At 46.5% G+C, this 25143-nt stretch carries 19 protein-coding genes; 3 read left to right on the forward strand and 16 right to left on the reverse strand.

The window, feature by feature from the left end:
* Positions 1-47: 47 nt before the first annotated feature.
* The 7 genes from M3661_RS10855 to M3661_RS10885 form a co-directional block, all read right to left on the reverse strand.
* Positions 48-725 (reverse strand): carboxylesterase family protein, encoded by a 678-nt coding sequence (locus M3661_RS10855; protein ID WP_065290550.1) that lies wholly within the window; start codon positions 723-725, stop codon positions 48-50.
* Between the two features lie 45 nt (positions 726-770).
* Positions 771-1592: a GNAT family N-acetyltransferase gene (locus tag M3661_RS10860; RefSeq protein WP_251484615.1), complete on the reverse strand. Its 822-nt coding sequence runs from the start codon at positions 1590-1592 to the stop codon at positions 771-773.
* 41 nt (positions 1593-1633) lie between these two features.
* Positions 1634-2140, reverse strand: coding sequence for a GNAT family N-acetyltransferase (locus M3661_RS10865; protein ID WP_251484617.1), 507 nt, complete (start codon positions 2138-2140; stop codon positions 1634-1636).
* Between the two features lie 248 nt (positions 2141-2388).
* Positions 2389-2913 carry a GrpB family protein gene (locus M3661_RS10870; protein ID WP_251484620.1) on the reverse strand — a complete coding sequence of 175 codons (525 nt, stop codon included), beginning with the start codon at positions 2911-2913 and terminating at the stop codon, positions 2389-2391.
* 594 nt (positions 2914-3507) lie between these two features.
* Positions 3508-6720 (reverse strand): cohesin domain-containing protein, encoded by a 3213-nt coding sequence (locus tag M3661_RS10875; protein ID WP_251484621.1) that lies wholly within the window; start codon positions 6718-6720, stop codon positions 3508-3510.
* Entirely contained in the window at positions 6717-8261 is a 1545-nt protein-coding gene (locus M3661_RS10880; RefSeq protein ID WP_251484624.1) for a dockerin type I domain-containing protein, read from the reverse strand. The genes M3661_RS10875 and M3661_RS10880 overlap by 4 nt, the downstream gene beginning before the upstream one ends.
* Positions 8262-8277: 16 nt before the next feature.
* Positions 8278-9927: an S-layer homology domain-containing protein gene (locus M3661_RS10885; protein WP_251484626.1), complete on the reverse strand. Its 1650-nt coding sequence runs from the start codon at positions 9925-9927 to the stop codon at positions 8278-8280.
* Between the two features lie 599 nt (positions 9928-10526).
* Between M3661_RS10885 and M3661_RS10890 the strand changes: the two genes are divergently transcribed.
* Positions 10527-11210: an MIP/aquaporin family protein gene (locus M3661_RS10890; protein ID WP_251484638.1), complete on the forward strand. Its 684-nt coding sequence runs from the start codon at positions 10527-10529 to the stop codon at positions 11208-11210.
* Between the two features lie 176 nt (positions 11211-11386).
* On the opposite strand, the gene M3661_RS10895 is transcribed toward M3661_RS10890, so the two are convergent.
* From M3661_RS10895 to M3661_RS10910, 4 genes are all read right to left on the reverse strand, one after another.
* Entirely contained in the window at positions 11387-12223 is an 837-nt protein-coding gene (locus M3661_RS10895) for a phosphoenolpyruvate hydrolase family protein (protein WP_021255131.1), read from the reverse strand.
* Positions 12220-13464, reverse strand: coding sequence for a Tm-1-like ATP-binding domain-containing protein (locus M3661_RS10900; RefSeq protein WP_251484641.1), 1245 nt, complete (start codon positions 13462-13464; stop codon positions 12220-12222). The genes M3661_RS10895 and M3661_RS10900 overlap by 4 nt, the downstream gene beginning before the upstream one ends.
* Before the next feature lie 122 nt (positions 13465-13586).
* Positions 13587-14786 (reverse strand): phosphoenolpyruvate hydrolase family protein, encoded by a 1200-nt coding sequence (locus M3661_RS10905; RefSeq protein WP_251484644.1) that lies wholly within the window; start codon positions 14784-14786, stop codon positions 13587-13589.
* A 184-nt stretch (positions 14787-14970) separates the two neighbouring features.
* Positions 14971-15195: a hypothetical protein gene (locus M3661_RS10910; protein ID WP_065290560.1), complete on the reverse strand. Its 225-nt coding sequence runs from the start codon at positions 15193-15195 to the stop codon at positions 14971-14973.
* A 272-nt stretch (positions 15196-15467) separates the two neighbouring features.
* Here M3661_RS10910 and M3661_RS10915 point away from each other — a divergent pair, with 272 nt between their 5' ends.
* On the forward strand, positions 15468-15983 hold the full coding sequence (locus M3661_RS10915) for a DUF1572 family protein (protein WP_065290561.1): 516 nt from the start codon (positions 15468-15470) through the stop codon (positions 15981-15983).
* A 26-nt stretch (positions 15984-16009) separates the two neighbouring features.
* Here the strand turns inward: M3661_RS10915 and M3661_RS10920 are convergent, their stop codons facing one another.
* The 5 genes from M3661_RS10920 to M3661_RS10940 all read right to left on the reverse strand — a co-directional run bounded on the left by M3661_RS10920 (position 16010) and on the right by M3661_RS10940 (position 24020).
* A complete protein-coding gene (locus tag M3661_RS10920; protein ID WP_065290562.1) occupies positions 16010-17146 on the reverse strand; it encodes a HAMP domain-containing sensor histidine kinase in 1137 nt (378 codons plus the stop codon).
* Entirely contained in the window at positions 17143-17817 is a 675-nt protein-coding gene (locus M3661_RS10925; protein WP_065290563.1) for a response regulator transcription factor, read from the reverse strand. Before M3661_RS10925 ends, M3661_RS10920 begins: the two co-directional genes overlap by 4 nt.
* A 27-nt stretch (positions 17818-17844) precedes the next feature.
* Positions 17845-19620, reverse strand: coding sequence for an ABC transporter ATP-binding protein (locus M3661_RS10930; protein ID WP_251484646.1), 1776 nt, complete (start codon positions 19618-19620; stop codon positions 17845-17847).
* A gap of 189 nt (positions 19621-19809) precedes the next feature.
* Complete coding sequence (locus tag M3661_RS10935) at positions 19810-21264, reverse strand: lytic polysaccharide monooxygenase (protein WP_251484649.1); 1455 nt, start codon at positions 21262-21264, stop codon at positions 19810-19812.
* Between the two features lie 401 nt (positions 21265-21665).
* On the reverse strand, positions 21666-24020 hold the full coding sequence (locus tag M3661_RS10940; protein WP_251484665.1) for an EAL domain-containing protein: 2355 nt from the start codon (positions 24018-24020) through the stop codon (positions 21666-21668).
* 415 nt (positions 24021-24435) lie between these two features.
* On the opposite strand from M3661_RS10940, the gene M3661_RS10945 reads away from it, so the two are divergent.
* Entirely contained in the window at positions 24436-25116 is a 681-nt protein-coding gene (locus tag M3661_RS10945) for a response regulator transcription factor (protein ID WP_065290566.1), read from the forward strand.
* Positions 25117-25143 lie beyond the last annotated feature (27 nt).

Raw genomic sequence — 25143 nt, forward strand, 5'->3', positions numbered from 1 at the left:
CAGCTGGAAAAGATCATGGATGCTCGTTCATCGATTTAACTTATTTCTCATTTCGCTTCGCTTGATGAAGCAGGCTTGGAGTGGCTTAGCAGCCATTGATATAGCTCTGGATTTTGATAGGTTTCCGTCCATGCATCATGATTGGCATTCGGATATATGGTTAGCTTGGCATTGCCGCCTGCTGCGTTCGCCGCATCCACCATCTCGCTCGATTTTTCAGCAGGTATGATAGCATCTTTCTCACCATGGAATGCCCAGATTGGTGTATGCGTGAGCTGTACTGCCTGTTTTGGGTTTCCCCCGCCACAGATCGGCGCTATCGCTGCGAATTTATTGGGGTAATTTGCGGCCAAGTTCCATGTTCCAACTCCCCCCATACTCAGACCAGTTACATAGATCTTGCTTTCATCAATACGATAGGTTTCGCATACGTCATCCAGCAAAGCGATAATTGCATCGCGTTCTATTTCCCATAATGATTCTTCCGGGCATTGTGGAGAGACGATAACAAAAGGGAGTTTTTCTCCCTTCTCAGCCAACTTCGGCGGTCCATGCCGCTTCACTAATTCGATGTCGTGTCCTCTCTCGCCAGCCCCATGCAGGAAGAGCAATAATGGCCATTTCGCCTCAGGATCCTTTCCATACTTGTCAGGCAAATATAATAGATAATTTATCTGTACTTGCTTCGTAATCTCACGCTGCATTCGATGTGATAATTGCGTCATTCATCATCAGCCTCCTGGTTTACATAATAGAAAGTACGTTCCCTACTACAGCTTATATTGATATCCCTTGTAGCTCATTTCTCTCTGGAACCCTATTCGCTCTGCAATTGCACTCGACGGCTTATTCGACGCTGTACAGTCCCAGCACATCGATTGTCCTTGGGAAAACAAATGCTCCGCATACGCACGAACTGCAATCTTCGCAAGCTTGCGTCCACGATATTGCTCTATCGTGTCAATTCCTAGCGCATGAATATGACGGTATCGGAATCCGGTCATGCACAAGCTTGCGACGGTCTCATTGTGCATCACACAAAAACCACCACCTTCTTGTAGAAACCGCTCCGTCGATTCCCAAAAGTCTAGTACTCTGGATTCAAGAAAAGAATGATTCCGAATACTTTTATTTTGCAGCAGTTCCTCTGTAACTTGGACAACCGTATAATCACGGTCAGGCAATTGGATTGCTTCTTGCTTGTAATCGGGCAACATTAGCGAATATACATAAGATGTCCATGAGGACAACTCTCGATCGGCAAATATGTGCTCAATCGCTTGATTCCAACTTGGATGAGTGCCGATGCATTCTGCCCACTCCAATCCTAATCCCAGCGCTTCTTCACGTAACACTTCATCCATATAGACTCTTATGTCCCTATTGAAGGATGCATTAGTAGCGTCACCAACAAATAAAAAACCATCTAAATTGCCCTGCCACACCATTGCGGACCTTGGCGAGTCTGGATGATCGACAAATATTCTGCCGGGGTTGTTGCCTGCAACGATTGCATTCGGCTCCAGCATCGTAGTGCAATTTACTAAATCCGTACATGTATAAAATTGCTCGCGCTCAAGTTCAATTATCATATGTATGTATCCCACTCTTTTCGTTTTTATTGATAGGGATGTTAACGAATTCTCTTCTCTAAGCAGTAAAACGGGACATCCGAATGTGGAAAAATAACCGTTCCTCTTATTTCATAGTGTAAATGTTGATAGAATGATAAAGCCCTTTCATTTTTGGAATAGCAATCTAATCGAATGCTAGATAGAGAATGGTTGCCTGCATACCACTCTGCAAAGCCCATTAATTTCGTTGCTATCCCTTGCCCCTGCCATTCTGGATCAACCCCAAGGCGATAAACAACAAGACACTCCGCATCCTGACCAGACTGCCATTGAATCGTCTCATACTCGGTAGGCTGACTGCTGTGCAAGGTAATGGCTCCACAAATCAAATCATCCTTAAAATAGGCATACATTGACCCACTGGCTATACTTTGTTCTACCACTTCCACGTTGGGATAATGTTCATCCCATTGATCGATTCCTTGAGCAATCATATGTGCTGTACACTGTGAGAAGAGCTTCATGATGTGTGGTAACTCCAACTTTTCAGCTAAACGAATGGTCACTTCATTTCCTTCTTCCTATTGGTTTTATACGATATTTTACAAAGGAATAACCTTTTCTTCCCTACGCAACAATTCCTGTTTTTTGATTTTTCCTTTCTATTACACTCCCGCTCATTCTGCACAAATTCTTCCTTCGTTAAGCCAAATAGAATCACATCTATTTACCGTCCATCGATATACCTTCAATATACCGCTTAAAGTGGAAGATTGCTTGTGAAAGAACAATATAAATAAAACTTTACCCTACCTTAATCCAGATTCACATTTTCCCTACGCGCCATATTGATGATGCCTTGTATGAAATCAGCCTTCCCCGCTGTGTATTGAACGCGATCATGCGGAAATTGTGCAGCTAAAGCATGCTTAAGCTGCATATACTGCTCCCTTGCATCCCGGTGCATCTGTAAATAATTGCGGAATCGAATATTGTCCTTCCAATTCCCCCCATTATACAGATAGACATGCAGATGCTCTGTGCCCGCTCTCCACTGTCCCCTGCGAAAAAACAATCGTTCAGGGAAATCTGGCTTATGCACATATTCATAACCAATCTCCAGCAATCGTTCGATGTGCTTCGCCTTCATATCTTCTAATTCCCGTACACCAAGCATCATATCAATGACTGGCTTGGCACTGAGCCCCGGCACCGACGTGCTTCCGATATGCTCAACCGCCAAACCTATGTCCGCGACGGCTTCCATAATCTTGTCTCGTTCTTCTTCATACCTTCTTATCCATTCAGGGTTATATGAATCAATAATGACCTGTTCCATATTCGCACCTCATCCTGTCAAAACTTCAAAAGCATTTTTTCGAACCAGCTTCCTGAAAGATCACACTCTACAGGGCAGATATTAGTGACAACCGCGTCAGATCAGTATCCTGTTAATGATTGCCCCTTCATAATTATAAATCCATATCCCACTTCATTCCAAATTGATCTACTAATATTGTCAAATATAATTTGATTCGTATGTAACAGTGTATTCATTATGTTGCTAATCTGTGGAAAAAATAGAGTATTAGACTGGAAAGTTTACCGTGAATATTGGCCCCACTTCCCCAAGTCCTGTCGAGATTTCAGTTGGATACCTTAGTGCAGGAACTTATGTCCTTAAAGGGGAATTTCAAGGTTCTTACGGTAGTCTTGGGATGGTTAGTTTGAATCAAGTCTATTAAAATAAAAGGGCCAAGCGTATGATTTCGTTCGTTTGGTCTTTTTATCTATCGCCCGCCCAAAACTAGTCGTAACAACGTACTATAAACATCTCATTGATGTACTCATAGATGAGACAGCGCCCCTTTTCCGGCATTCAACCGAAAGAAGGGGCGCCTTGTTTATAAAGGGCTGCTCAGATGGCAGAACCCTAGTTCACGGACTCTAGCGATTTCAATACGACCAGTGCAATATCGCTGATATCAATGATTCCATCTCCGTTCAAGTCCATCATTCGGTTGCTGTCGTCAAGCTTCTTGCCCAATTGCTTGGCAATGAGCGCGATATCCTGAGCGTCTACTCTATGGTCTTTGTTGAAATCTTCTACATCGTAAGCGAATCGGATGCCAAGCTTCTCATCTTCCGAGAGCATATAAGACAGTTTGGTCACATCTCCATTTTTGTCGGTAAAGAACGACTGTTTGGTAAGCACCACTTCCGCCGGATCGCCAAATTGCTTCGCCTTTATGGTTATATGCGCAATATCCACGTTGCCGCCTAGTGCTCGATCTCCTAACTGAGTAGCAATGATGTTGGCTTTGCCCTTCGCGCCGTCTTGGTTCCAACCCAGATAAGCGGTAGATGTGGAACCGAACCCGTCTGCCATCCGAACATCCACCACTTCGAACAGGGCGGGGTCAAATGCCAATGCTGCCTGCACCGCATACAGGTCGGTAACGTCCTTGGCCTGCAAGATCACATCAAACGTATCTCCGACGGACACTTCGCCCACAGCTTTCAATTGCAGCCCGCCCGGAGACTGTCCTTCAAAGGTCACTTGGTCATAATATCCGACCATCATGTTCCACGCTGAAGAATATAGGGATATTCGTGCGAATACCGCTTGTTCTGGAGCAGTGCCGGTCGCTGAAATGTCGATCCATTCTTTTTGTGGCATGCCTTTAATTATCGTGCCTGCTACCGTACTGATCCGGGCACCGGATTTATCATAGAAATATAAAACGATGCCGGAGTCATCCGTTCTCAAGCCTTCAATCAGTCCCTGCTCGATATAGAGTTTCGCCGAAGCCGTATATTCGCCGCCGCGGACGACTGGAATCGGATCGCTAAGATAGCTGCCGATTCCTTTATTGCTTTGTGACTTGTCAATAATCTTCAAGCTTTGCCCTTGTTCTCCACAAAAGCTCTGTTCCTTCGAAAGGCTATACTCAACTTCCGTTCCTGCTTCCGCGCTGCTCCAGCCTGGGATGGTTCCATCCGCATTTAGCGGTTCCCCGAAACAGCCGTTTCTCACAACCGTCTTTACGCTGTCAGATTCGGAAATCGGGATCATCATTAATTTCGTTTTATCCGTGTAATAGATTTGTTCATGTCCGTCCGCGTCCTTAGCAAGTGTCATGAAGCTCATCTCAAAGTTGCTTGGAGTTAACGAGCGATACTCCATCGTGGCCGGATCCACAACCGTCATCCGGTTCGCCAGGCTGATATACAGAAGACCATCCTCACCCAAGCGGGAATAATACGGACGCCACATTCCGTAATCCTTCACATCGGGATATATGTTTTTTTGCTTGACGACCGAAAGATCGTCCGGATTCAATGCAAAAAGTATGCCGTCAACGCCGCCCCACAGCAAACCGTCCGGACCAATAGTAAGGCCGCTGATCATCCGATGATTGCCAAGCCCAGTCAACGATGTAAGCTGTGTATGCATCGTCATTTCCTTTTTCGCGATATCCCAAACAAACACTTCCGGGTTATTCGCAGGCATCGTTGTGTTTAATCCTCCAGATTTGGTGGTTGAACCATAAATTTTACCGTTCTTATAGGCAAGACCTACAATGCTGTGATCCTGGATGATATTGCGATACACCTGCTTTTCCCCGCTTGCCAAATCGTAAATCGTTAATGCTCCGCCCAATTGCCCATAGTCCGGAATCGTACCGATCAGCAACTTTCCGTCCGCATACTCCATCTTATAGGGTCTATCTTGACCTGATCCAACCTGGAACAGCTGCTTGGGCTCGCTCATTTTGCCATTGGAAATATCCGTCTCATAAATGTACCCGCCAGGATATATCCCGTAATATACCTTATTTCCGGCAGATACGATCCCTTCCGCTTGTCCGATCAAGAAGTTGGATGATTCACGGGTTACCGGATCAAACGCACCTCCGACCCCGCCGGGATAAGCGGTCATATACAGGCGTCCATCCGTTCCCCGCTCCATATTATGAATCGGAATCGGTCCGCCTTTGGCGGCAACGCCAGGCAAATCTTTGCGCAGTCCTTTCTTCACGTCCAGCGCCGATAATTTGCCGTTGGCCTGGATCGTCACGATCGTGCGGTCAGGGGTTAGCTCAGGATCCCCCATATCGATCCATGCCGCCCCACGTAAGGAAGTAGCAAAGCTAATTCCCGTATTTCTCGTCGCAAGCGTCGACAAATCAACCTCCAAGATGCCTCCGTGGGCTGGCACATAAGCCTTGCCGTCCGCGACAGGGATCTGGTTATAGCTCATCACTCCCTTACCGTTTACTGGATCAACACCTATATATTTATCTTCCCACTTCTGTTCCTGCAGATTGTAGTAGACCATCATCAAACCTGCTTCTCCACTTGCTTTGACAAACAGATATTTATCCACTACGGCCATATCATAGGCAAATTCCAGTTTTTCATGTTCTACACCAAGAATGCCCGGTACTGCGTCGGAGATGACTTCCGAAGCTCCCGTCTTCACGTTCACTTTCACGACTTCGAATGGAAGCGCCATGCCGGCATAAATGTAACCATCAACGTAAGCCATGGAGCGTATATAGTTGTGGTTAGCAAGTAAACTCCCGTAATCCTTTAATTCTTTGGTCTTCGGATTATATCGGAACAGCTTGCCATGATCATAGGTGCCGATATAGACATTTCCTTCTGGATCGGTCGTCATGGACCATACTGATTTCTCGCCCCCGATGACCTTCAGCTTCTGAACGGACTTGGTAGCCGGCGAGTAGCTCCACAGCTCTCCCGTACCTGATGCGGTATTGGTGCCAATATAAACGGTACCGTCGGGAGCAATGACATGTCTCCACGATTGGGCGACTCCTTCAAGCTCAAAAGTACGGATTAGCGCGTTATTTTTGACATCTATCACGTTAAATACGGCAGGAGTGGTTGATGCTGTTGTGTACAGCACATCCCTTCCATTTTCTTTTCCCATCACGCCGTCGTTGATCGATACGGTACGGATCGGATAACCGAGATTTATGGGCGTTCCAAACTTTAATTTCGACAATTTACTCTCCTTCTCCGAGGCTGCCTGCGCCCCCATCGGCAATAGCGTACTCAGCCCCAGTGCCAAGATAAGCGCCATAGTAATTGAACGGTTTCTCATACCGCGTGGTATCATAGAGCATGTCCTCCTTCATCCAAATTCAGCAGCTTCGACAGGATCGCGTTGGTCAGCGCCTCGACATCCGCATGATCAATTCTGCCGTCATTGTTGATATCATATTTCCAGTTGTCCCCCGCCGCCATTTGACCCACCATTTTGGCTACAGCCATCACATCAAACAGATCAATCTTCCCGTCGCCGTTCACATCCAGAGATGCTCTGCGGATCTGGGTGCTAGCCCGTTCATCGGATGTACCGATATAAATCTTGTTGTTCTGGATACCTTCTGAATCCTGTATGCCGGAGCCCGAAAGCAGCGTAACATCAACACGATCTGGTTCACCCAAAACTTTAAAGTTGACATTTATGATCTGTTTATCATTGCTGACGCTAGAACCCGCTGTTTTGGATACCTCGAATTTCAGAACCCCCGCTTCATGACTCCAATCCAGCTTTGCTTCCCCACCTGTATGAAAATCACTTGCGACGGCTGCATACACAACCTCCAGCACTGTCGGATCATAACGCAAGCTGCCAAATGCCTTCTGCACGTCCTGACCTCGGCTCAGGATAATCTTGGCTTCAAGCTGCTGGCTGCCTGAAATGCCTGTTGGCATTTGCAGATGCAAGGTGCCTGGCGCTTTCTCTTCTTGCGGTGAGGTTAAAGTGAAGTCATCATAAAAAGCACCTGACTCCGCAGTAAAGTAGTTAGAAATAGAAGCTGCTAATCTCGCATTTACAGCATTGGAAGGAGCAGTACCCGTTACCGTAACCCGCATCCACGACCCGACGGTTCTTAAATGAACGATGTTCTCGCCATCCTTATCCGTATTGACCTGTTTCCCGGCTGCATCATAGAAACGAAGCACAAGGCTCGCTCCGGCCGCATTTCCTGCATTCGGGGCAATATACATCATGGCCGACCCGTTATACGTATAGCCCGGCGTTACATGGCGCGGATCGCTCTGCACATAAATCGGCAGTGTATTCGATTTATCTACCAGCTTCAGGCTGGAAGTGCCGTAATACCGCATATCCTGCGTTATTTCATAGGAAGTTCCCTCATTCGGAGCAAAAAACATGCTCCAGCCCGGGATGGTTCCATCCGCATTCAACGTCTCTTCAAACCCGTTATTGAAGAGTGGTTTCACTTCATGAATTTCTTGAGAAGCCAGTTCGCCCGCCCCTACAGGCTCAAGCAGCGGACCCTTTTCTTCTCCTTCCGGGATCAAGGAGTCATCCACCGGATCTTCCTGCGGTTGTTCAACCATACCGTCCGCCGGATCACCATCTTTGCCATCGGACGGCACATCAACTGAACCATCGCCAGGCTCACCGTTATCCATACCAGATCCATCAGTCAGCCCACCATCAGCGGGTTCGCCAATCGGCTGATCGACTGGATCACCGCCCTGTCCGGCAAATATCGCATCTTTACTTACCCCAGAAGCCTCGGCGGTTCCGGGAACAAGCATTAACGGCTGCAAGGTGATTAGAAAAGCCAACGCGGCAATTCTCCCCATTTTCCAAGCATTTTTCAATCCGGAGTTCAACATAACCGACTCCCCTCCATTATTTCGCATGCTGATGCATTTTCCAAATCAACACGGCCGTATCGGCACGATTTGAAGACTGCTTCGGCATAAATAGGTTCTGCCCCGTACCTGAAACGATCTTCATTTCTTTTGCCTTATTTACCGACGATTGGGCCCAAGAACTAATTGCATTTTGATCAGCAAACGCATTGCCTGAAGCCTGCGCATTGCCGCCCTGAACCTGACCGAGGATTTGTAATGCATTCATCATCATGACGACCATCTGCTCACGGGTCACCGGTTCATTCGGCTTGAATGTGCCATCGTCATAACCTTTGGTTATTTGAAGCTGATGCATTATTTTCACGTCTTCGTAATACCAATCGCCTTTCCTAACATCCGAATATGCAGCTTCTTCTTTACGATCCGTTATAAGCCGATCCAAGGAGAGCGCTTTCACGATCATGGAAGAAAACTCAGCGCGGGTCACTGCTTTGCTAGGCGAAAATAACGTCTCCGATATCCCTTGCACGATATGCTTCGCAGTCAGAGCCTCAATTGCATATCGAGCTTCCGGATAAATGCCGGAAATATCTTCATACGACTTGGTATATTCAATCACTCGGTATGTCCCGGCCTGCTTTACAACCAGCCCGAATTTACTAGCCTGCTCTTGATGGAGGGCTTCCCTGATATAATCCCAAGCAGCCGTAGCCGTGTTATAACGATAAACGCCCAGTTTATTGACATCACGTCCGCCCAGCGTATATTCCAACAATGCATTAAGCTCGATTTTATTGATTTCCGCAGTATTCATCTTCCATTGAGACAGAGATAATTTCATGTCCTCCAAAAGTGTTTTTCGCTTGATTAGATCCTCTGGAGTAATCACATAGGTATCCAAGCCCTCTTTATTCATAGAAATGGAAGATAGTTTTTCCAGGATAGATAACGCAGCTTTCTGCGTTACCTCCTTGTCCGCCGAAGCCGGTTCCGATTTCAACCCGTTCAGTAAGGTTTGCAGCATTTCCGCAGCATGTACCGGATCCTTTTCCTTCAATATGGCATCCATATTCCAAACCGGCTCCTTGCTTGAACCCGTCTGTCCGCTCGTGGTGCCCGATCCTGAACCTGACCCCGATCCCGGAGACGGATCTCGGTCATCCTTCTTCGAAATTGTAAATGTTATTGCTTCACCTACACTAGATGTAAGCACTTTCAAATCTTTGTATCCTTGCTCATTAACAACTCTTTCGCTGCTTACGGCTTTCACATGCTGAATCTCGACAGCGGCCTGTTTTCCCTGCAGCGCCTTAAACGTAATTTCTGCTAGGCGAACAGATGCCTGCGGAATTCCTTGCAGCTGTTTTCTCATCACGGGGATATAAAGCTTCCCTTCATTGGCATCATCCTTGTAAGCGCCAAACGTATCATACCCGTCACCGGCCTTTACCTCCAGCACCTGCAAAGCCTTGAGGTCGTACGATAGCGAAACCTCGACACCAAATAGATCATTGAAATTTTCACCGCTCACTTGCAACTTGAACGTGTCACCAACATGTACGCTACTTGAAGGGTTACTAAGAGCAATCCGTGCCCCCTCTGCCGCCTTAGCGTCCATGCTACCAAAGTTGAAAGACGTCAATATGAGCAGCATCAAGCAAAGCCCAAACATCATTTTTTTCATCCTGATCTCTCCTTTCGGATCAAACTTTTGGGTTAGATACGGATTTAGCTAAAAGGGATCACCTCCTTCGGTCATGTCCTTTATTTTGTATAAAGTGAACCCATGATTGTTCAGATGAATTTTTCAACATGAAGTGCCATGGGTAAATGAAAACCCGCTTCATCATCTTACAGTCGATAGTAGCGGGTTTTCTTCGTTGTATATGGAAATGCAATTCTAACTGAATCTCCTTTTGTAGTTGTGCATGTTTCATAATATTGCTTGAGTGAAATTGAAGTTTTGACGCTTTCATTTTCAAGGAACTTTTCTCCTATTTCGCTACCTACCAATTGGAATTCTTACCCACCCCTCGATCTGATATAAATTTCTCCATCAGCCTACGTTTTCCTCTTTTATTCGCGTTATATCTTCAAAGGTAAGACAAATGCCCTTTTTCTGAATCGGATTCAACATATTTTTGCTGGAATGACGCATAGTCTTAACAGAGAAAGGACATTTTTAATGACTTTTCAGAAAATATTGGATGTTTCTTTATGGTTTTCAAAGGTGTATATGGTATTTGTCATTGACAATTCGTAAGTATTACAAGGAGGAACTACATGCACTCACCAATCAAAAAATATCTTTCCGAACTTATCGGTACATTTGTACTCGTTCTGTTCGGTTGCGGAAGCGCAGCAACTGCAGGAGCACAGCTCGGAAATCTCGGCATCGCCTTTGCCTTCGGCTTGTCGATCATTGCGCTGGCCTATGTAATCGGGCCAATCAGCGGATGTCACGTCAACCCAGCTGTCTCACTTGCTATGCTGTTCAATAAAAAAATGTCTGTTACAGACTTCATCGGGTATGTTGTCGCTCAAACAATCGGGGCTGTGGCAGGCGCTGGATTGCTGTATGCAATCATTGATTCCACGGGCACTGCGGTAACGAACCTTGGCCAGAACGGATTCGGGGCTGGTTACGGCATCGGCATTACTCCAATCATGGCATTCGTTGTCGAAATCGTATTTACGTTCGTGTTCATTTACGCCATTCTTGGTGTAACTTCGGATGAAAGCAAGGGAAGTGTAGCCGGAATCGTGATCGGTCTTACACTTGCGTTCGTTCACATTCTTGGTATTGGATTGACAGGAACATCCGTTAACCCTGCCCGCAGCTTCGGGCCTGCTGTACTGCTCGGCGGCGAAGCATGGTCCCAACTGTGGGTGTTCGTAACAGCGCCATTCGTTGGCGCTATTCTAGCGGTCATTGCACTCCGCGTATTGGGAAGCCGCAAAGTCTAAGATAGACAAAAACACATAACGAAGGGGCTTGCCGCATAAGCGCAGCAAGCCCCTTTGCATATGCAAAATGATGCACATGTGCTGTATATTCAAATTCAAACATCTTCATGCGAAAATGAGACCTGCAAACCACAACGAACGATGTGAGAGCCTCACTCCCCCGCTATGCTAATGTTCTATTGCTGCTTCAACTTCACATTCTTGAATGCTTCGGCTTGCTGTCTGATTCCAACTTCTGCAGCAAAGCGCTCGATACTCGATGCCCCGAAGAATCCATCGATGCCTGTTGTATGTTCGAAGATATATTGCGCATCCTCCGGATCAGCGATCGGGCCTCCGTGGCAGATAACGAGTATATCTGGATTAACCGATCGACCTGCGTCGGCAATTGCCTGCACTCTCTTCGCGCAATCATCAAGCGTCAATGCTGTCTTCGCTCCGATGGTACCCTTCGTCGTCAGGCCCATATGCGCAACCAGAATGTCAGCCCCTGCCTTCGCCATCTTAATCGCCTGTTCTTCATCGAATACGTATGGCGTCGTCAGCATGCCGAGCTCATGTGCTTGGCGAATCATATCTACCTCTAGGTCATAGCCCATGCCTGTTTCCTCTAAGTTCGCTCTAAATACCCCGTCAATCAGTCCAACTGTCGGGAAGTTCTGCACACCCGCGAAGCCCTGTTCCTTCAATTGCTTCAGGAACACTTCCATGATGCGAAACGGATCCGTCCCGCACACACCCGCAAGTACCGGCGTATTCTTCACGACAGGCAGCACCTCAGCGCCCATGTCGACTACGATTTGGTTAGCATCGCCATAAGGGAGCAGTCCTGCAAGTGAGCCGCGTCCCGCCATTCTATATCTGCCTGAGTTATAAATGATGATTAAGTCAACGCCGCCCGCTTCTCCACTCTTAGCGGAAATCCCCGTACCTGCCCCAGCTCCGAGTATCATTTCACCATTGGCAACTTGTTGCTTCAATTTATTGATGATATCTTGGCGTGATTGTTTCATTGTATTTCCTCCTTGATGTAAGTTTCGCTGCTGCTGTGCTTCATCAGCTCAATGAGCTTCTGAGCTGCTGCGATTGCGAACTGTTCGTCATTGATGTCTGCATTCATTTCAATAAGCTCTACAGCTTCCTTATTGATCCGCGTACGAAGTGTATCGAATAAAGCCTTATCCTCTTCCATCCCGTAGAATGGCTGTCCTTCTACATCCAGTGCGGATACCCCCTTCAACGGCAGCATCAGCACTGTCGGTGAAGTTGCTTGATTCAGCTTATCGGCAATGATCTTACCGAGCTCTATATTCTCTTCAACCGTGGTTCGCATCAGCGTTACGGTCGGATTATGCTTATAGAAATTACGATTTTGGAACTGCTCCGGCACGGAATCGAATGGCCCGAAGTTCACCATATCCAGCGCCCCCGTCGATACGACCTGAGGCACTTGAGCTCGTACTGCGGCCTCCAGCCGATGCGGCCCAGCATTCAGCACACCGCCGACCAGTTCGTCGCACCATTCTGTTGTTGTCAAATCCAGAACACCATCGAAATAGTGGGATTCAATCAAGCGTTCCATCGTCTTCCCGCCTGCACCTGTCGCATGGAAGACAACAACCTCATATCCATGCTTCTCCAAGTACTCTCTCGCATGATTGACGCAAGGGGTTGTCACACCGAACATCGTGGCTGCAATTAGCGGCTTCTTCTCTACCGTCACCGCTACTTCTTCCTTCACCATGCCAGCAATCGCAAGTGCGGCATTCGTAAAAATGCGTATCGAGATCGAGTTCAAGCCCGACACATCGACGATCGATGGATACATCATAATATCGCTTGTGCCTACGTATTGCGCTACGTTGCCAGAAGCAACCGTCGATACCATGATCTTCGGCACCCCAATTGGCAGCGCTCTCATTCCTGGTGTTACAATAGAAGTACCACCGGAACCGCCGAAGGAGAGGATGCCATCGAACTTCCCTTCCGAATACAACCTTGGAATCAGCTTCTCCATTCCTTGGGCCAACATTTCGGTTGCTAAGGCGCGATCCTTCCTGGAGGCAATTTCATAAATATCCGCCTGCACCTCTCTAGCCACTTCCTCGTTCGATACATCGGGAACGAACATCGGATCAAATACTCCACTATGAATCGTAAGCGTATTCAATCCAAGCCCTTCTAGAATTTCCTTTACATACAAAAACTCTTCTCCTTTGGAATCGAACGTACCGACTATCGCCACTGTTTTCAATATAACAACCTCCTTATGAAGTGGAAGTATATGAAGTACTGATCTATATGAACTACCTAAGCCAGCTTACAATTCAAGTATAGAGCGATACCGATACTGATTCATGTATATTTGTACGATGTTCATGTGTTTTTGTATTGTCGTTGATATTCTCTTGGAGACAATCCCGTTGTCTTTTTGAACATTTTGCTGAAGTGCGCATAATCATTATAGCCAACCAAGCCGGATAGCTCCGACAAATCTAAATGACGCTGCTTCATCAACTCGATCGACTTATTGATTCGGAATCTAGTCAAGTATTCTGGAAATGTACATCCCACCTCTTGCTTGAATAAATAACTCAGATGGGTTCTCGACAGATGTGCAACCTGAGCCAGCTCCGCAAACGAAATATCATGCATGTAGTTCGCCTCAACGTATTCCTTCACGAACTGCACATAATCGTAATGCTTCGTCACGCCTTCGAGCATTTTGTGAAGCAGCTTGTCTTGCTCCGTTAACCCAACTTCCTTGAAATCAATCGCAGTCTTCGTAATCGCCGCCTCTGAAGGAATTCGCTCAAATGATGAGCCGCCCAAGTATCCGACTGCGCTCGTATTGTCATACATATATTTCACATCAGCCGGCGTATTGACTGGACCGCCATAGATCATCTTGATCACATTCGGATTGATTTTATCGCTCGCTTGGAAAATCTGCGCTGCCAAGTCTGCGGCTGCCTTCAAAGAAAGCACCTTCGACGCACCTAAAACGCCGCCCTTCGTAAATCCTAAGTGAGCACAGATCACATCTGCACCGGCTGCTGCCATCTGGTGCGCATGTTCCTGGTTGAACACGAACGCAATCGTGAACATGCCCATCCCGCTTGCGATACGGATCGCTTCCACTTCCGACTCGAAGCTGATACCCGCTTCTTCCAGCGCCTCGCCGAATTGTCCGCCAATCAGTCCAACGGTAGGGTAATTGTTGATTCCTGAGAAGCCTTTATTCCGAATTTCTTGAATGTAGGCCTCCAACTGAATCGTCGGATCTGTTGCGCATAACCCGAACATCACCGGTACCTCTCTGACGAGCGGTACAATTTCCTTCGAGCCAAATTCCATGACGAGCTCATTGCAGTTCCCAAATGGGAGCAGTCCCCCTAGAGAGCTTAAGCCCATCTGTCTGAAGCGCCCCGAATTCAAGGCCAAAATGAAATCGGCGCCGCCCTTTACTGCATATTTAGCCGAAATCCCTGCACCGGCTGCTACGCCAATAATGTGCCCATTTGATTTCAATTGGGCATGCAATCTATTCCAAATCGTCTCTCGATCAAAGTACACGTTCACACACCTTCTTTTCACTGCCGTTGTTTCTGCCGCTGGGTAATTGCATCGCTTCTATTGTGTTGTGAATATCATAACATTCTCTGATTTGCCGGTCGAATGTCTATAAATGAATAGCTGCAACTCGTGCAACATGCAAAAAAGCAGCTTGGTGAAAAATCTCCAAGCTGCTGCCTACATACTATTGTATTCTCCTCATAGCTCGACGCTGCGCAAGCAGGCCGATAAGCACTGCCGTATTACCAACTGCAAAAAAGAGCGACAACATTACTGCGAACATGGCCGCTGGCATGAAATTAGAGTCCTTACTCCCCTTCAATTGGATCAGAAATACGATGCCGGCTATACAGCACACGATACAACAAATCAATAAGGCGCACAGGCGTCGCTTTATTCGTCGATCCATCTACATATCCTCCACCACATCATTTTCGTCTCATTCAAACCCTTCATTGATCCACTATCACGAATGATTCCCATTTTCGTACAACTGTACGATAAGCTTCGCTTTCGTCTCTTCTGTTATACAAAATTTGCTCATTGCCATTGCCCACAGTTCATATTCATTGCATAATACGAAGTATCATTTCCAGCAAGAGGAAATTGCTATGCCACTCATTATATCGTGTTGATCCGTAGCCGTATAGTAACGATGTTCATTCGAGGAGGAGGATTCGTATGGTGTTGCAAGCGGAAAGCCAGATCGCCCAGCATTATTTGCATGTCGTCAATAAGAGATTCGTAGAATTGAAGAAGATGGGTGAACGAGCGTTTGAACAATTAGAGGACGGAGAGTGGAACTGGTCTTACAATGTGGACTCGAACAGCATCGCGGTCATCGTAAAGCATATGAGCGGCAATATGATCTCACGCTGGACCGACTTCCTCAATACAGACGGCGAGAAGGACGATCGCAATCGAGATGGAGAATTCGAGGACAGCATTACGAGTCGTGAGATGCTCCTTGATGTGTGGAACCAGGGATGGAAGGTGTTTCTGGACACCCTTCAATCGCTAACCGTCGACGATCTTACCAAGACGGTGACGATCCGACAGCAGCCACACACTGTCATGGAGGCCATCGAGCGCCAGATGTCTCATTACGCCTATCATGTCGGCCAAATTGTGTACGCTGCCAAGCAATTGAAGTCCGAGGAATGGAGCACCTTATCCATTCCAAGAAAGAAAAACTAAATCTACTAAAAAAAGCGCCGCTCACGCTACTTGCGTAAACCGGCGCTTCCTGCTTCTAAGATAGATGATTCTGCCGCATTTGGGTCTAAGGGAAGCTTCACACAGAAGGATGACCCTTCTCCCTTCCTACTTGACACTTGGATATCTCCGGAGTGAAGCTGGACGATCTTCTGCACAATCGACAGCCCCAGCCCATTACCAGCGATGGTACGATTGCGAGACACATCTGCCTTGAAGAACCGCTCAAATAAATGCGGAATATGCTCCTCATCAATCCCAATCCCACTATCGCTAATGCACACTTCAACCGTTCCATTAGACATGCGCGCCTCGATATGAATAGCCCCACCTTCAGGCGTGAACTTAATCGCATTATGCACAAGGTTCATCCATACTTGACTCAGCATCTCTTCATCCGCTGTAATCTCCATTTTATCTACATTCAAATCTAATTCGATACGCTTCTCCAGCCATTGGGGTTCGCTGATCAACGCGATATTACGAAGCTGCTGATCCAATCGATAGCGCTTCATTTCCATCGGATGGTGCTCCGATTCCAGTGACGTTAATTTGAGCAAATTCTCGCTAAGCTTGGATAGTCTCATCGTCTCCATTTCAATGATTTGAAGATAATTTAGACGCTCTTCTTCGCTCAGTTCCTCACTCTGTAAGGCACGTGCGAATCCGCGAATCGAGGTCAATGGTGACTGAATCTCGTGCGAGACATTCGATATGAACTCCTGCCGCATCTGTTCCATTTCTCCTAAGCTGTCTGCCATTTGATGAATTCCCTCCACGAGGGATCCATATTCATCTCGGAAGTCCTCATTCATCGGAATACTAATATTAAAATCTCCTTGGGAAATTTTCTTCAGCGCATCCAGAATGGTTTGATAGAACTTGATATGCTTGGTGCGGACAAATGGAAACATGATTGCAATTACCATGATGAAAAACAACAGACCCATCACACACAATACGAGAAAAGCCCAATAACTGTCAGGGTTCCATCCGAACCAATTCATCACATAAGGATTGACCAAATACGATAGTGACCAGGATGCCAGAATGATAAGTAATATGGTTGCGATTCCTGTTATGAATTTTACAACTCGGCCAGTCTTCGTCGCCTTAAAGGCTGTATACCGTTCACGAAGCGTCATTCGAGCACCTCTAGCCTATAGCCAAGCCCGCGAATCGTCTTGATCTTGAACCCATGTTCAGTCTCAGGGAACCTCTCCCGCAAGCGATTAATATGCACGTCAACTGTCCGCTCATTACCCTCGTAGTCATACCCCCATATATCCTCTATCAATTGTTCCCTGGAAAAGGTTTTACCTGGATATCCGCCCAGCTTGAATAATAGTTCGAATTCCTTCAAAGGCAATGAAAACGTCGCATCGCTAGTGGTTACTTCGAATGTATGCTGGTTCATGACGATACGTCCGAACTGAGCGATTTTTGATGTAGCGATCTGGTACCGCTTGAGCAGCGCTCTGACGCGAACGACAAGCTCCATCGGATCGAAAGGCTTCACTAGATAATCGTCTGTTCCAAGGTTGAACCCTTTGACCTTCTGTGATGTCTCGCCCTTAGCGGTTAGCATAAGGAGCGGGATATCATACAGCGCCCTTAATTCACGGCACAATTCCCACCCATCCATGTTCGGCATCATAATATCGAGCACAACCAAGTCAGCCTTATTGCTCTCCATTTGGGTAAGAGCTTCAACTCCATCAGGGGCTTCAATGGTCTTGAAGCCCTCCTTCTGCAAAAATACGGTGACTAGCTTGCGAATATGTGGATCATCGTCAACGACGAGTATGGTTGCCATCTACTCATTACCGCCCCTTTCTTCCTACTAGCAAGCCTCCTCCGATTCATCCAGAATGCGGAGCTGCTGTGCAGCGAATTCACGGTACATTTCGTGCGTCTCGAACAATGTCGCATGGGTGCCGCAGCCTGTTAGCTGGCCCTTCTCAACAAACAGGATTTGATCCGCATCTACAACGGTAGACAATCGATGTGCAATCACGAGCGTGGTACGGCCTTGCATCAGATTGTTCAATGCCTTCTGTACAACAATTTCCGATTTGCTGTCCAGCGCGGATGTCGCCTCATCCAGCATCAAGATACGCGGGTTGCGCAGCAGTGCCCGTGCAATTGCGATGCGCTGCCGCTGTCCGCCAGACAGCTTAAGTCCCCTCTCACCTACAGGGGTCTCATACCCATCGGCAAGCTCCTGGATGAAGCCGTCTGCATATGCCATTTGTGCGGCACGTTCCAGTTCTTCGTTCGTCACTTCACGATTCATACCATAGCAGATGTTCTCGCGAATCGTTCCATCGATAAGCGGACTTTCCTGCGACACATAACCGATCTGAGTCCGCCAAGACTGGAGAGAGAACTCGTTAATATCCACCTCTCCAAGCTTAATTGCACCTGAGGTTGGCAAATAGAAGCGTTCGAACAGCGAGAACAGTGTGGTCTTCCCACCGCCGCTTGGACCTACGATTGCCGTCACTTTTCCAGCAGGAATCGTGAAGCTTACATCCTCTAGTATAGGCTCACCGTGAGCATAAGCAAAGTGGACATTCTCCACTTGTATCGGTTGATCGGCTTGTTCCACCTGCTTGCCATGTACATGATCTTCCTCTGCTGCATCGAAGATGGAGATCATATGATCCGTTGCTCCAATTGCCTTCTGCAGCTGCGTAAAGAACATCGATAGCTGACTCATCGGCATCACGATCTGGATCAGATACAAAATGAAGGCAACCAACTCACCCGCAGACAACACGCCTGAGGATACCCGCATTCCACCATATCCGATGATAACAACAAGCAAGACCATTAATACAAAGGACATGATCGGAGCGATCAACGCCTGAACGACACCCTCTTTAATGCCGAAACGAAGCAAGTTATTGATGCCCTTGCGTCCGTTCTCATATTCTCTGGACTCTGCATTCGATGCTTTCACGAGACGAATCTCGGACAGGACTTGGCTTAATACAGCAGTGAAGGACGCTGTCTCATCCTGCAAGCCTTTTGATATTTTGAACATTTGTTTCCCAAGCGGGAGTAAAACCAGTGCTGCGAGTGGAATGACAACCAGCATAATGACCGTCATCTGCCAGTCCAAGTACAGCAATACGATAAATGAACCGATCACGGAAACGATTCCCGTGAAGAAGCTTGATAAATGCTCGGTAATGAACCCTTTCACAATCCCGGTATCATTCGTAATTCGACTTACCGTCTCACCAGTCTTGTTCTCATCATAATACGATACGGGCAATATCAGGAGCTTCCTCCACAATCGATCCCGCAAACCTGCAACAACCCGTTGGCCGATAAGATTCAGCATGTATATCGATAAACCGGAAGCAACCGTCTGAATAATGAAAGCTGCGGCCAGCGCCACAATCTGCATCGAATCCAGCTTCGACAGGGAGAAGTTGTCTACCATCCCCTTCGTAAACATCGGTATTACCAGTGAGACTGCAGTTGAACCAATACTCATCAGCAATGCAATAAATAGCATCAATTTCGATGGCTTTGTCTCATTTATGACGCGTAAAAATTGCCGCCAATTTCCGAATGACCCTTTCGGTCCTTCTATTTCTCTATCCATTGATCCCCAGCTCCTTATATATTATCCACTTGTGAAGTTGAGTCCATCATAATCAATGAATTTAAACGGAATGTAAACAGAAGCGACATCCATGCAAAAAGCCGTCCCATAACGAGAGCGGATGGAGTGTAAATTCTCCGGCTTCTTTCGTTCGAGAACGGCTTTTTCGGGTTGTATTCAACTATGCTTTTATTTTACAAGCTTCCACACATCTGTTTTTCCTGGCGTCTCGCCTTTTGTCCACCACTTCGCTTGGTACGTGGCGCCTTCATATGTCACCTTAGCTTGTCCATCATAGGCGGTTGAAGAATTCCACTCTTGTGCCACATCGCTCAGCAGCTTCCATACATCAGAAGAGCCTGGCTTATCGCCTTGCGTCCACCATTTTGCTTCATAATCCAGACCTTGATAAGTGACGCGATCGCCGCTTACATATACTTTCGTGCTGTCCCAGGTCGTCGATGTCTGCTCATCCGACTTCGTAGTCACTTGAACCGCATTGCTCGCCGCAGATCGGTTGCCCGCTTCATCTACAGCCACTACAGTGTAAGTATACGTCGTGCCAGACTTCAGCCCTTGATCCATGAAGGATGGCTCTACTGCTGTACCGACAAACGTACCATTGCGGAAAACTTCGTATTGGGCCACCCCAACATTGTCCTTGGATGCATCCCATACGAGATGAACACCTGAAGTCATCGTATGAGGCGCTCTTACGTTCGTCGGAACGGATGGAGCTTCTGTATCCACAACAGCCGCCTTCGTTGTCACAGTAAGCGGGCTGCTTGCCGCTGAGCGATTGTTGGCCCCGTCAACTGCGACTACGGTATACTCATACGAAGTGGAAGCAGTTAACCCTTTATCTACATAGGATGGAGTCACGGATGTGCCAACAAGTTTGCCATCACGGTAAATTTCATACTGCTTAATGCCGTTTGAAGCATTTGATGCTGCCCAGCCAAGCTCAATACTTGCAGCCGTTTGGATTTTCGATTCGAGATTAGATGGAACCGTTGGAGGCTGAACCTCGCCATTGTTCACCAAGTTCACATCCACGACCTGATAGAATGCATTGCCTGTGTCCGCAATTTCCCAGACACCCAATATAATATGATAACCACTGCGGTCTGTTGGAATGGTTACCTCATGAGATACTTTGGTCTGTGGCTTTTTACCGCCATCTTGGAACGTTGCGAACAATTCCAAGTCCGAGCGTTTCAACGGCTCGTTTGGATTCCAGTCTTTTTTCGTAATATAGTACTTCCATTCCTTCGTGCTGTGCGGAGCCGTCAAATGCCACGCCATCGTATTTTTGCCGCCATGCATGGTAACTTTCGCCCAACGGTCTGCGGATTGCTCGAACAGCTCTGGGAATATTCCACCTCCTGTTATTTCACCGTCCTTCGGACCGCCTACTGGGAAGTTTCCTTTTGCTTCTACACTTTGCGGCTCATATTGAATCGAACCGCAATTTTTGTTCTCCCCTTGTTTACACAACAAAGCTCGGCTCGTCGGCCCTTCCATATAACCATGTGCTGAAACAGTACCTGCGTATGTACCCGTCGCCGCCGCTCCTAGCAGTATAAAACCGCATGAGATGATAAGCGTTTTAACATTTGATTTCCATTCACGTTTACTATTCATCCATTAAAACTCCTTCCGTGTCATCACGTTTATTTTTAGAATATGAATGAGATAATATGAATGATTGCTCATGTATCATCTCGTCCACATCTTACCGATAACGATCCGACCTGCAAAGGTTCATCGTACCTATAGACACACAGCTGAACTAAGCATGCGTCCCTCATCATAATGGATCAGGATAAACTACATATTTATGACTTTCTTCACAGCACTTCCTCCATTTGTATACAGAGCTGTTAATTAATCTCCAATAAAGAACCACGATGTGAAAAAAATGAGTCACATAAACGCAAGAGAAATTAATCAAAAAATTCTATAAAGTTTAAACGTCATAATCCTTGCAGACTATGAGGACATATATTCCATATGTCTTCATAACTATATTTTTGTACAATTATTTATTCAAATTTGTACGTATGTGTTGCGATCCCTTCACGCATTGGCACGAAAAATGAATGCTCTACATCTGCTGCAGGCAGTGGCTTACTGAAGTAATAGCCTTGAATTTCACGACATTCCTTCTCAGTCAGAATATCCAGCTGCTCCTTCGTCTCAATTCCTTCTGCAATAACATTCAGCTTCAAATGCTTCGCCATGGAAATAATGGTCGCAACGATCGCTTTATCATTCTCGCTGCTGGATATATCCGTAATGAAGGATCTATCAATCTTCAGCTTATGTATCGGGAACGTCTTCAAGTAGCTGAGAGAACTATATCCTGTACCGAAGTCATCCAAGCTAATGCGAATGCCAAGCTTATTGAGTTCATGCAGAATGGTCGTGGATATCCCCGCATCCATCATCATGCTCTCCGTGATTTCGAGTTCCAAATATTGCGAGGGCAGACCTGTTTCGTGCAGTACCAGCTTCACTTGCTCGGTGAGATTCGAATGGTGGAACTGCTGTGTTGACAGGTTGACAGATACAGGAATAAGCGGACCTCCCGCATCATGCCATTCCTTCATCTGACGGCATGCCTCCCGAATGACCCAATTGCCGATTTCACTAATCATTCCTGTCTCTTCGGCTAATGGAATGAAGGCCCCTGGCATTAACAGGCCTCGCGTCGGATGGTTCCATCTCACGAGCGCTTCGACGCCGATCATTTTGTTCTCTTCCGTACTGATTTGAGGCTGATAATGCAGGACTAGCTCTCCCTTCTGTACTGCCTTGCGCAAGTCGCCTTCCAGCTCGATCTTGCCTAACAGGCCAACATCGAGATCAGAAGTGTAGAATTGATGCCCGTTCTTGCCGTGTTTCTTCACCTCGTACATAGCTGCATCGGCCTTCTTAATCAACTCAACCGGATCTGTGCTGTCCTTCGGATAAATAGCCGTGCCGACACTTGTTGAAATGTAGAAATCATTATCCTTCAGACGGAATGGCTGCCGCATCTCCTCGACGATGCGCGTGGCCAATTTCTCACAATCAGTTCCATCCGGATTCGTACGGCAGAGTACAATGAATTCATCGCCTCCGAGCCGTGAAATCGTTGCTTCATACCCTTCTACGCTGGAGATAATTCGATCGCTTACAGCCTTCAGGAATATATCGCCGTATGTATGTCCAAGCGAGTCATTAATTAACTTGAACCTATCAATATCCAGTGCCATTACGCCGAAGTATCCACCCTCCCGTTCACAATCCTTGATGAGCTGTGTCAGAATCTCGTTGAACATGCGACGATTCGGCAATCCGGTCAGATCATCATGATAGGCCAGATGCTGGATCTGTTCCTTCGCTATCTTCTCTTCCGTTATGTCCCGAGCGATAACATGATTGCCTGCCAGTTCACCTTCGATCTCCACCGGTACGATAATTACCTTCAGCTCTAACCGACGCCCATCCTTCGCAATAACTGCCGTATCATAGCTATGTGTTTTGTTTTCAATCGCAATATCGTACAACTTGCGTGCTCTTTCAGTTAAATCATCGGCAACGATCGCTTCAATATTGGATATATTTTGGTTTATGTATTCTTCCGCATGCCCGCCAATCATCCGAATGACCGCAGGATTTATGCTAATGATTTGTCCGTTCGTATCTACGGATATGATTCCATCCACATTGTTCTCATACAATGTCCGATACCAACCAGCATGTTCTTGAATCACAGAATCTTTCTGGGACAGACGTCTGGTAATAAATACGCCGAATAAGGTCATGCCCAGTAACAAGAATGTCGCACAGGCAATAATGTAAGCGAGCACTGCCGGATCGATCAATAAGGCGGATCTCCGATATATGTTCGGATCAATGTAGAAATGAGCTGCAATCATACCTGTATAATGCATGCCTGCAATGCCAGCGCCCATGATCAGCGCACTTCCCAGCTTGTACCATGTTCCGCTTCCTGCTTGATCCTTGCGGAAATAGAATAGAAGCCACAGAGCGATCGCAGAAGCAGTCACCGCGATTGCAATCGACAAAATCACCATTGCTGTATCATAGGTAATCCCAATCATCATCGCATTCATGCCAACATAATGCATGCCAGATATTCCAAGCGCCATCAATATGCCTGATAGGATAAGCTCGACAATGCCGATCTTCTTCCTCGCTACGGTAAAGAGAGAGATACTTGAGACGAAAATCGCAAGTATTACGGAGATAACTACATAGTCGATGTCGTATGTAACTTTCACCGGCAGCGACATGGATAACATCCCCACAAAATGCATGGACCAGATGCCCAATCCCATTGATGTTGCCCCGCATATTAGCCAGATTAACCTTCTGTTTCCTTTGCTCATACTGATTCTCCCGGCAAGATCCAATGCAGAGTAGGATGCAGTTACAGCAATTAAATAAGAAACGATAACGAGAAACAAATCATATGTCCCATGAATATGATGGACATGCCCCACTTTCAGACACCTTCTTTCCCTTTGTTGATAGGCACTTGCCATCATTTCAAAGCAACCGTATTTATGCGACAATCATACTATATTACTGACAAATTTTAAATATCTTCTAGGCGATAAGATGGTTTTTATAGGGCTAATGAACCATTTAATTTTGTATATTTAGCAAACATTACCACACATGCTTGCATCGCTTATCGTGTACAGTTATGGGTGTGGTTCATTCAGGATCTCTGCAGTGGCCTTTTCCAAGGCTGTTTTTTATAAATAAGCATTATTATTCCTAATCAACGAGGAGAACACGATGAATATTCTAGTTGTCGATGACGAAGAGAGTATCTTGAATCTCATTCGACTTAATTTGGAGATCGAAGGTTACCAAGTACATACCGCCGCTAACGGCCGCGAAGCCAATGAGCAGTGGCAGAAAGAGCATATCGACCTCATTATTCTCGATGTGATGCTGCCTGATACAGACGGCTATCAGCTGCTTCGCGAGTTCCGCGCTAGCAACGCGGATATTCCGATTATCATGCTTACTGCCAAAGGACAAATTAATGACAAGTTGCTCGGACTACAATTAGGAGCAGATGATTACCTTGTCAAGCCCTTCCATAGCACGGAGCTGCTGCTTCGAATTAAAGTTATCGAACGCAGATTGAATAAGCCAATTCAAGTAAATGACAGCAATGGCTGCCTTATTCAATGTGGCCCGTTCCGGGTAGATTCAGAGAAGCGATCTATCCACGTAAATGACAAGGAACTAATATTAACTTATCGTGAATATGATTTGCTTCTGCTGCTCATTTCGAACAAGCAGCGCATATTTACACGTGACGATCTTCTCATGAAAGTGTGGAAGCTCGACTATCCAGAAAATACGAGAGCCGTTGATATTATGATTCAGCGCCTTCGCAAAAAGCTCGGCAATGAAGGTGATCGTATCAAAACCATTTATGGAGTTGGCTATAAAATTGATTGCTGACACAGTTGGCTATGATGATTACAAGGT

The sequence above is a fragment of the Paenibacillus sp. MER 180 genome, assembly GCF_023713665.1.
In the GTDB taxonomy this organism is placed as follows: domain Bacteria; phylum Bacillota; class Bacilli; order Paenibacillales; family Paenibacillaceae; genus Paenibacillus_B; species Paenibacillus_B suaedae.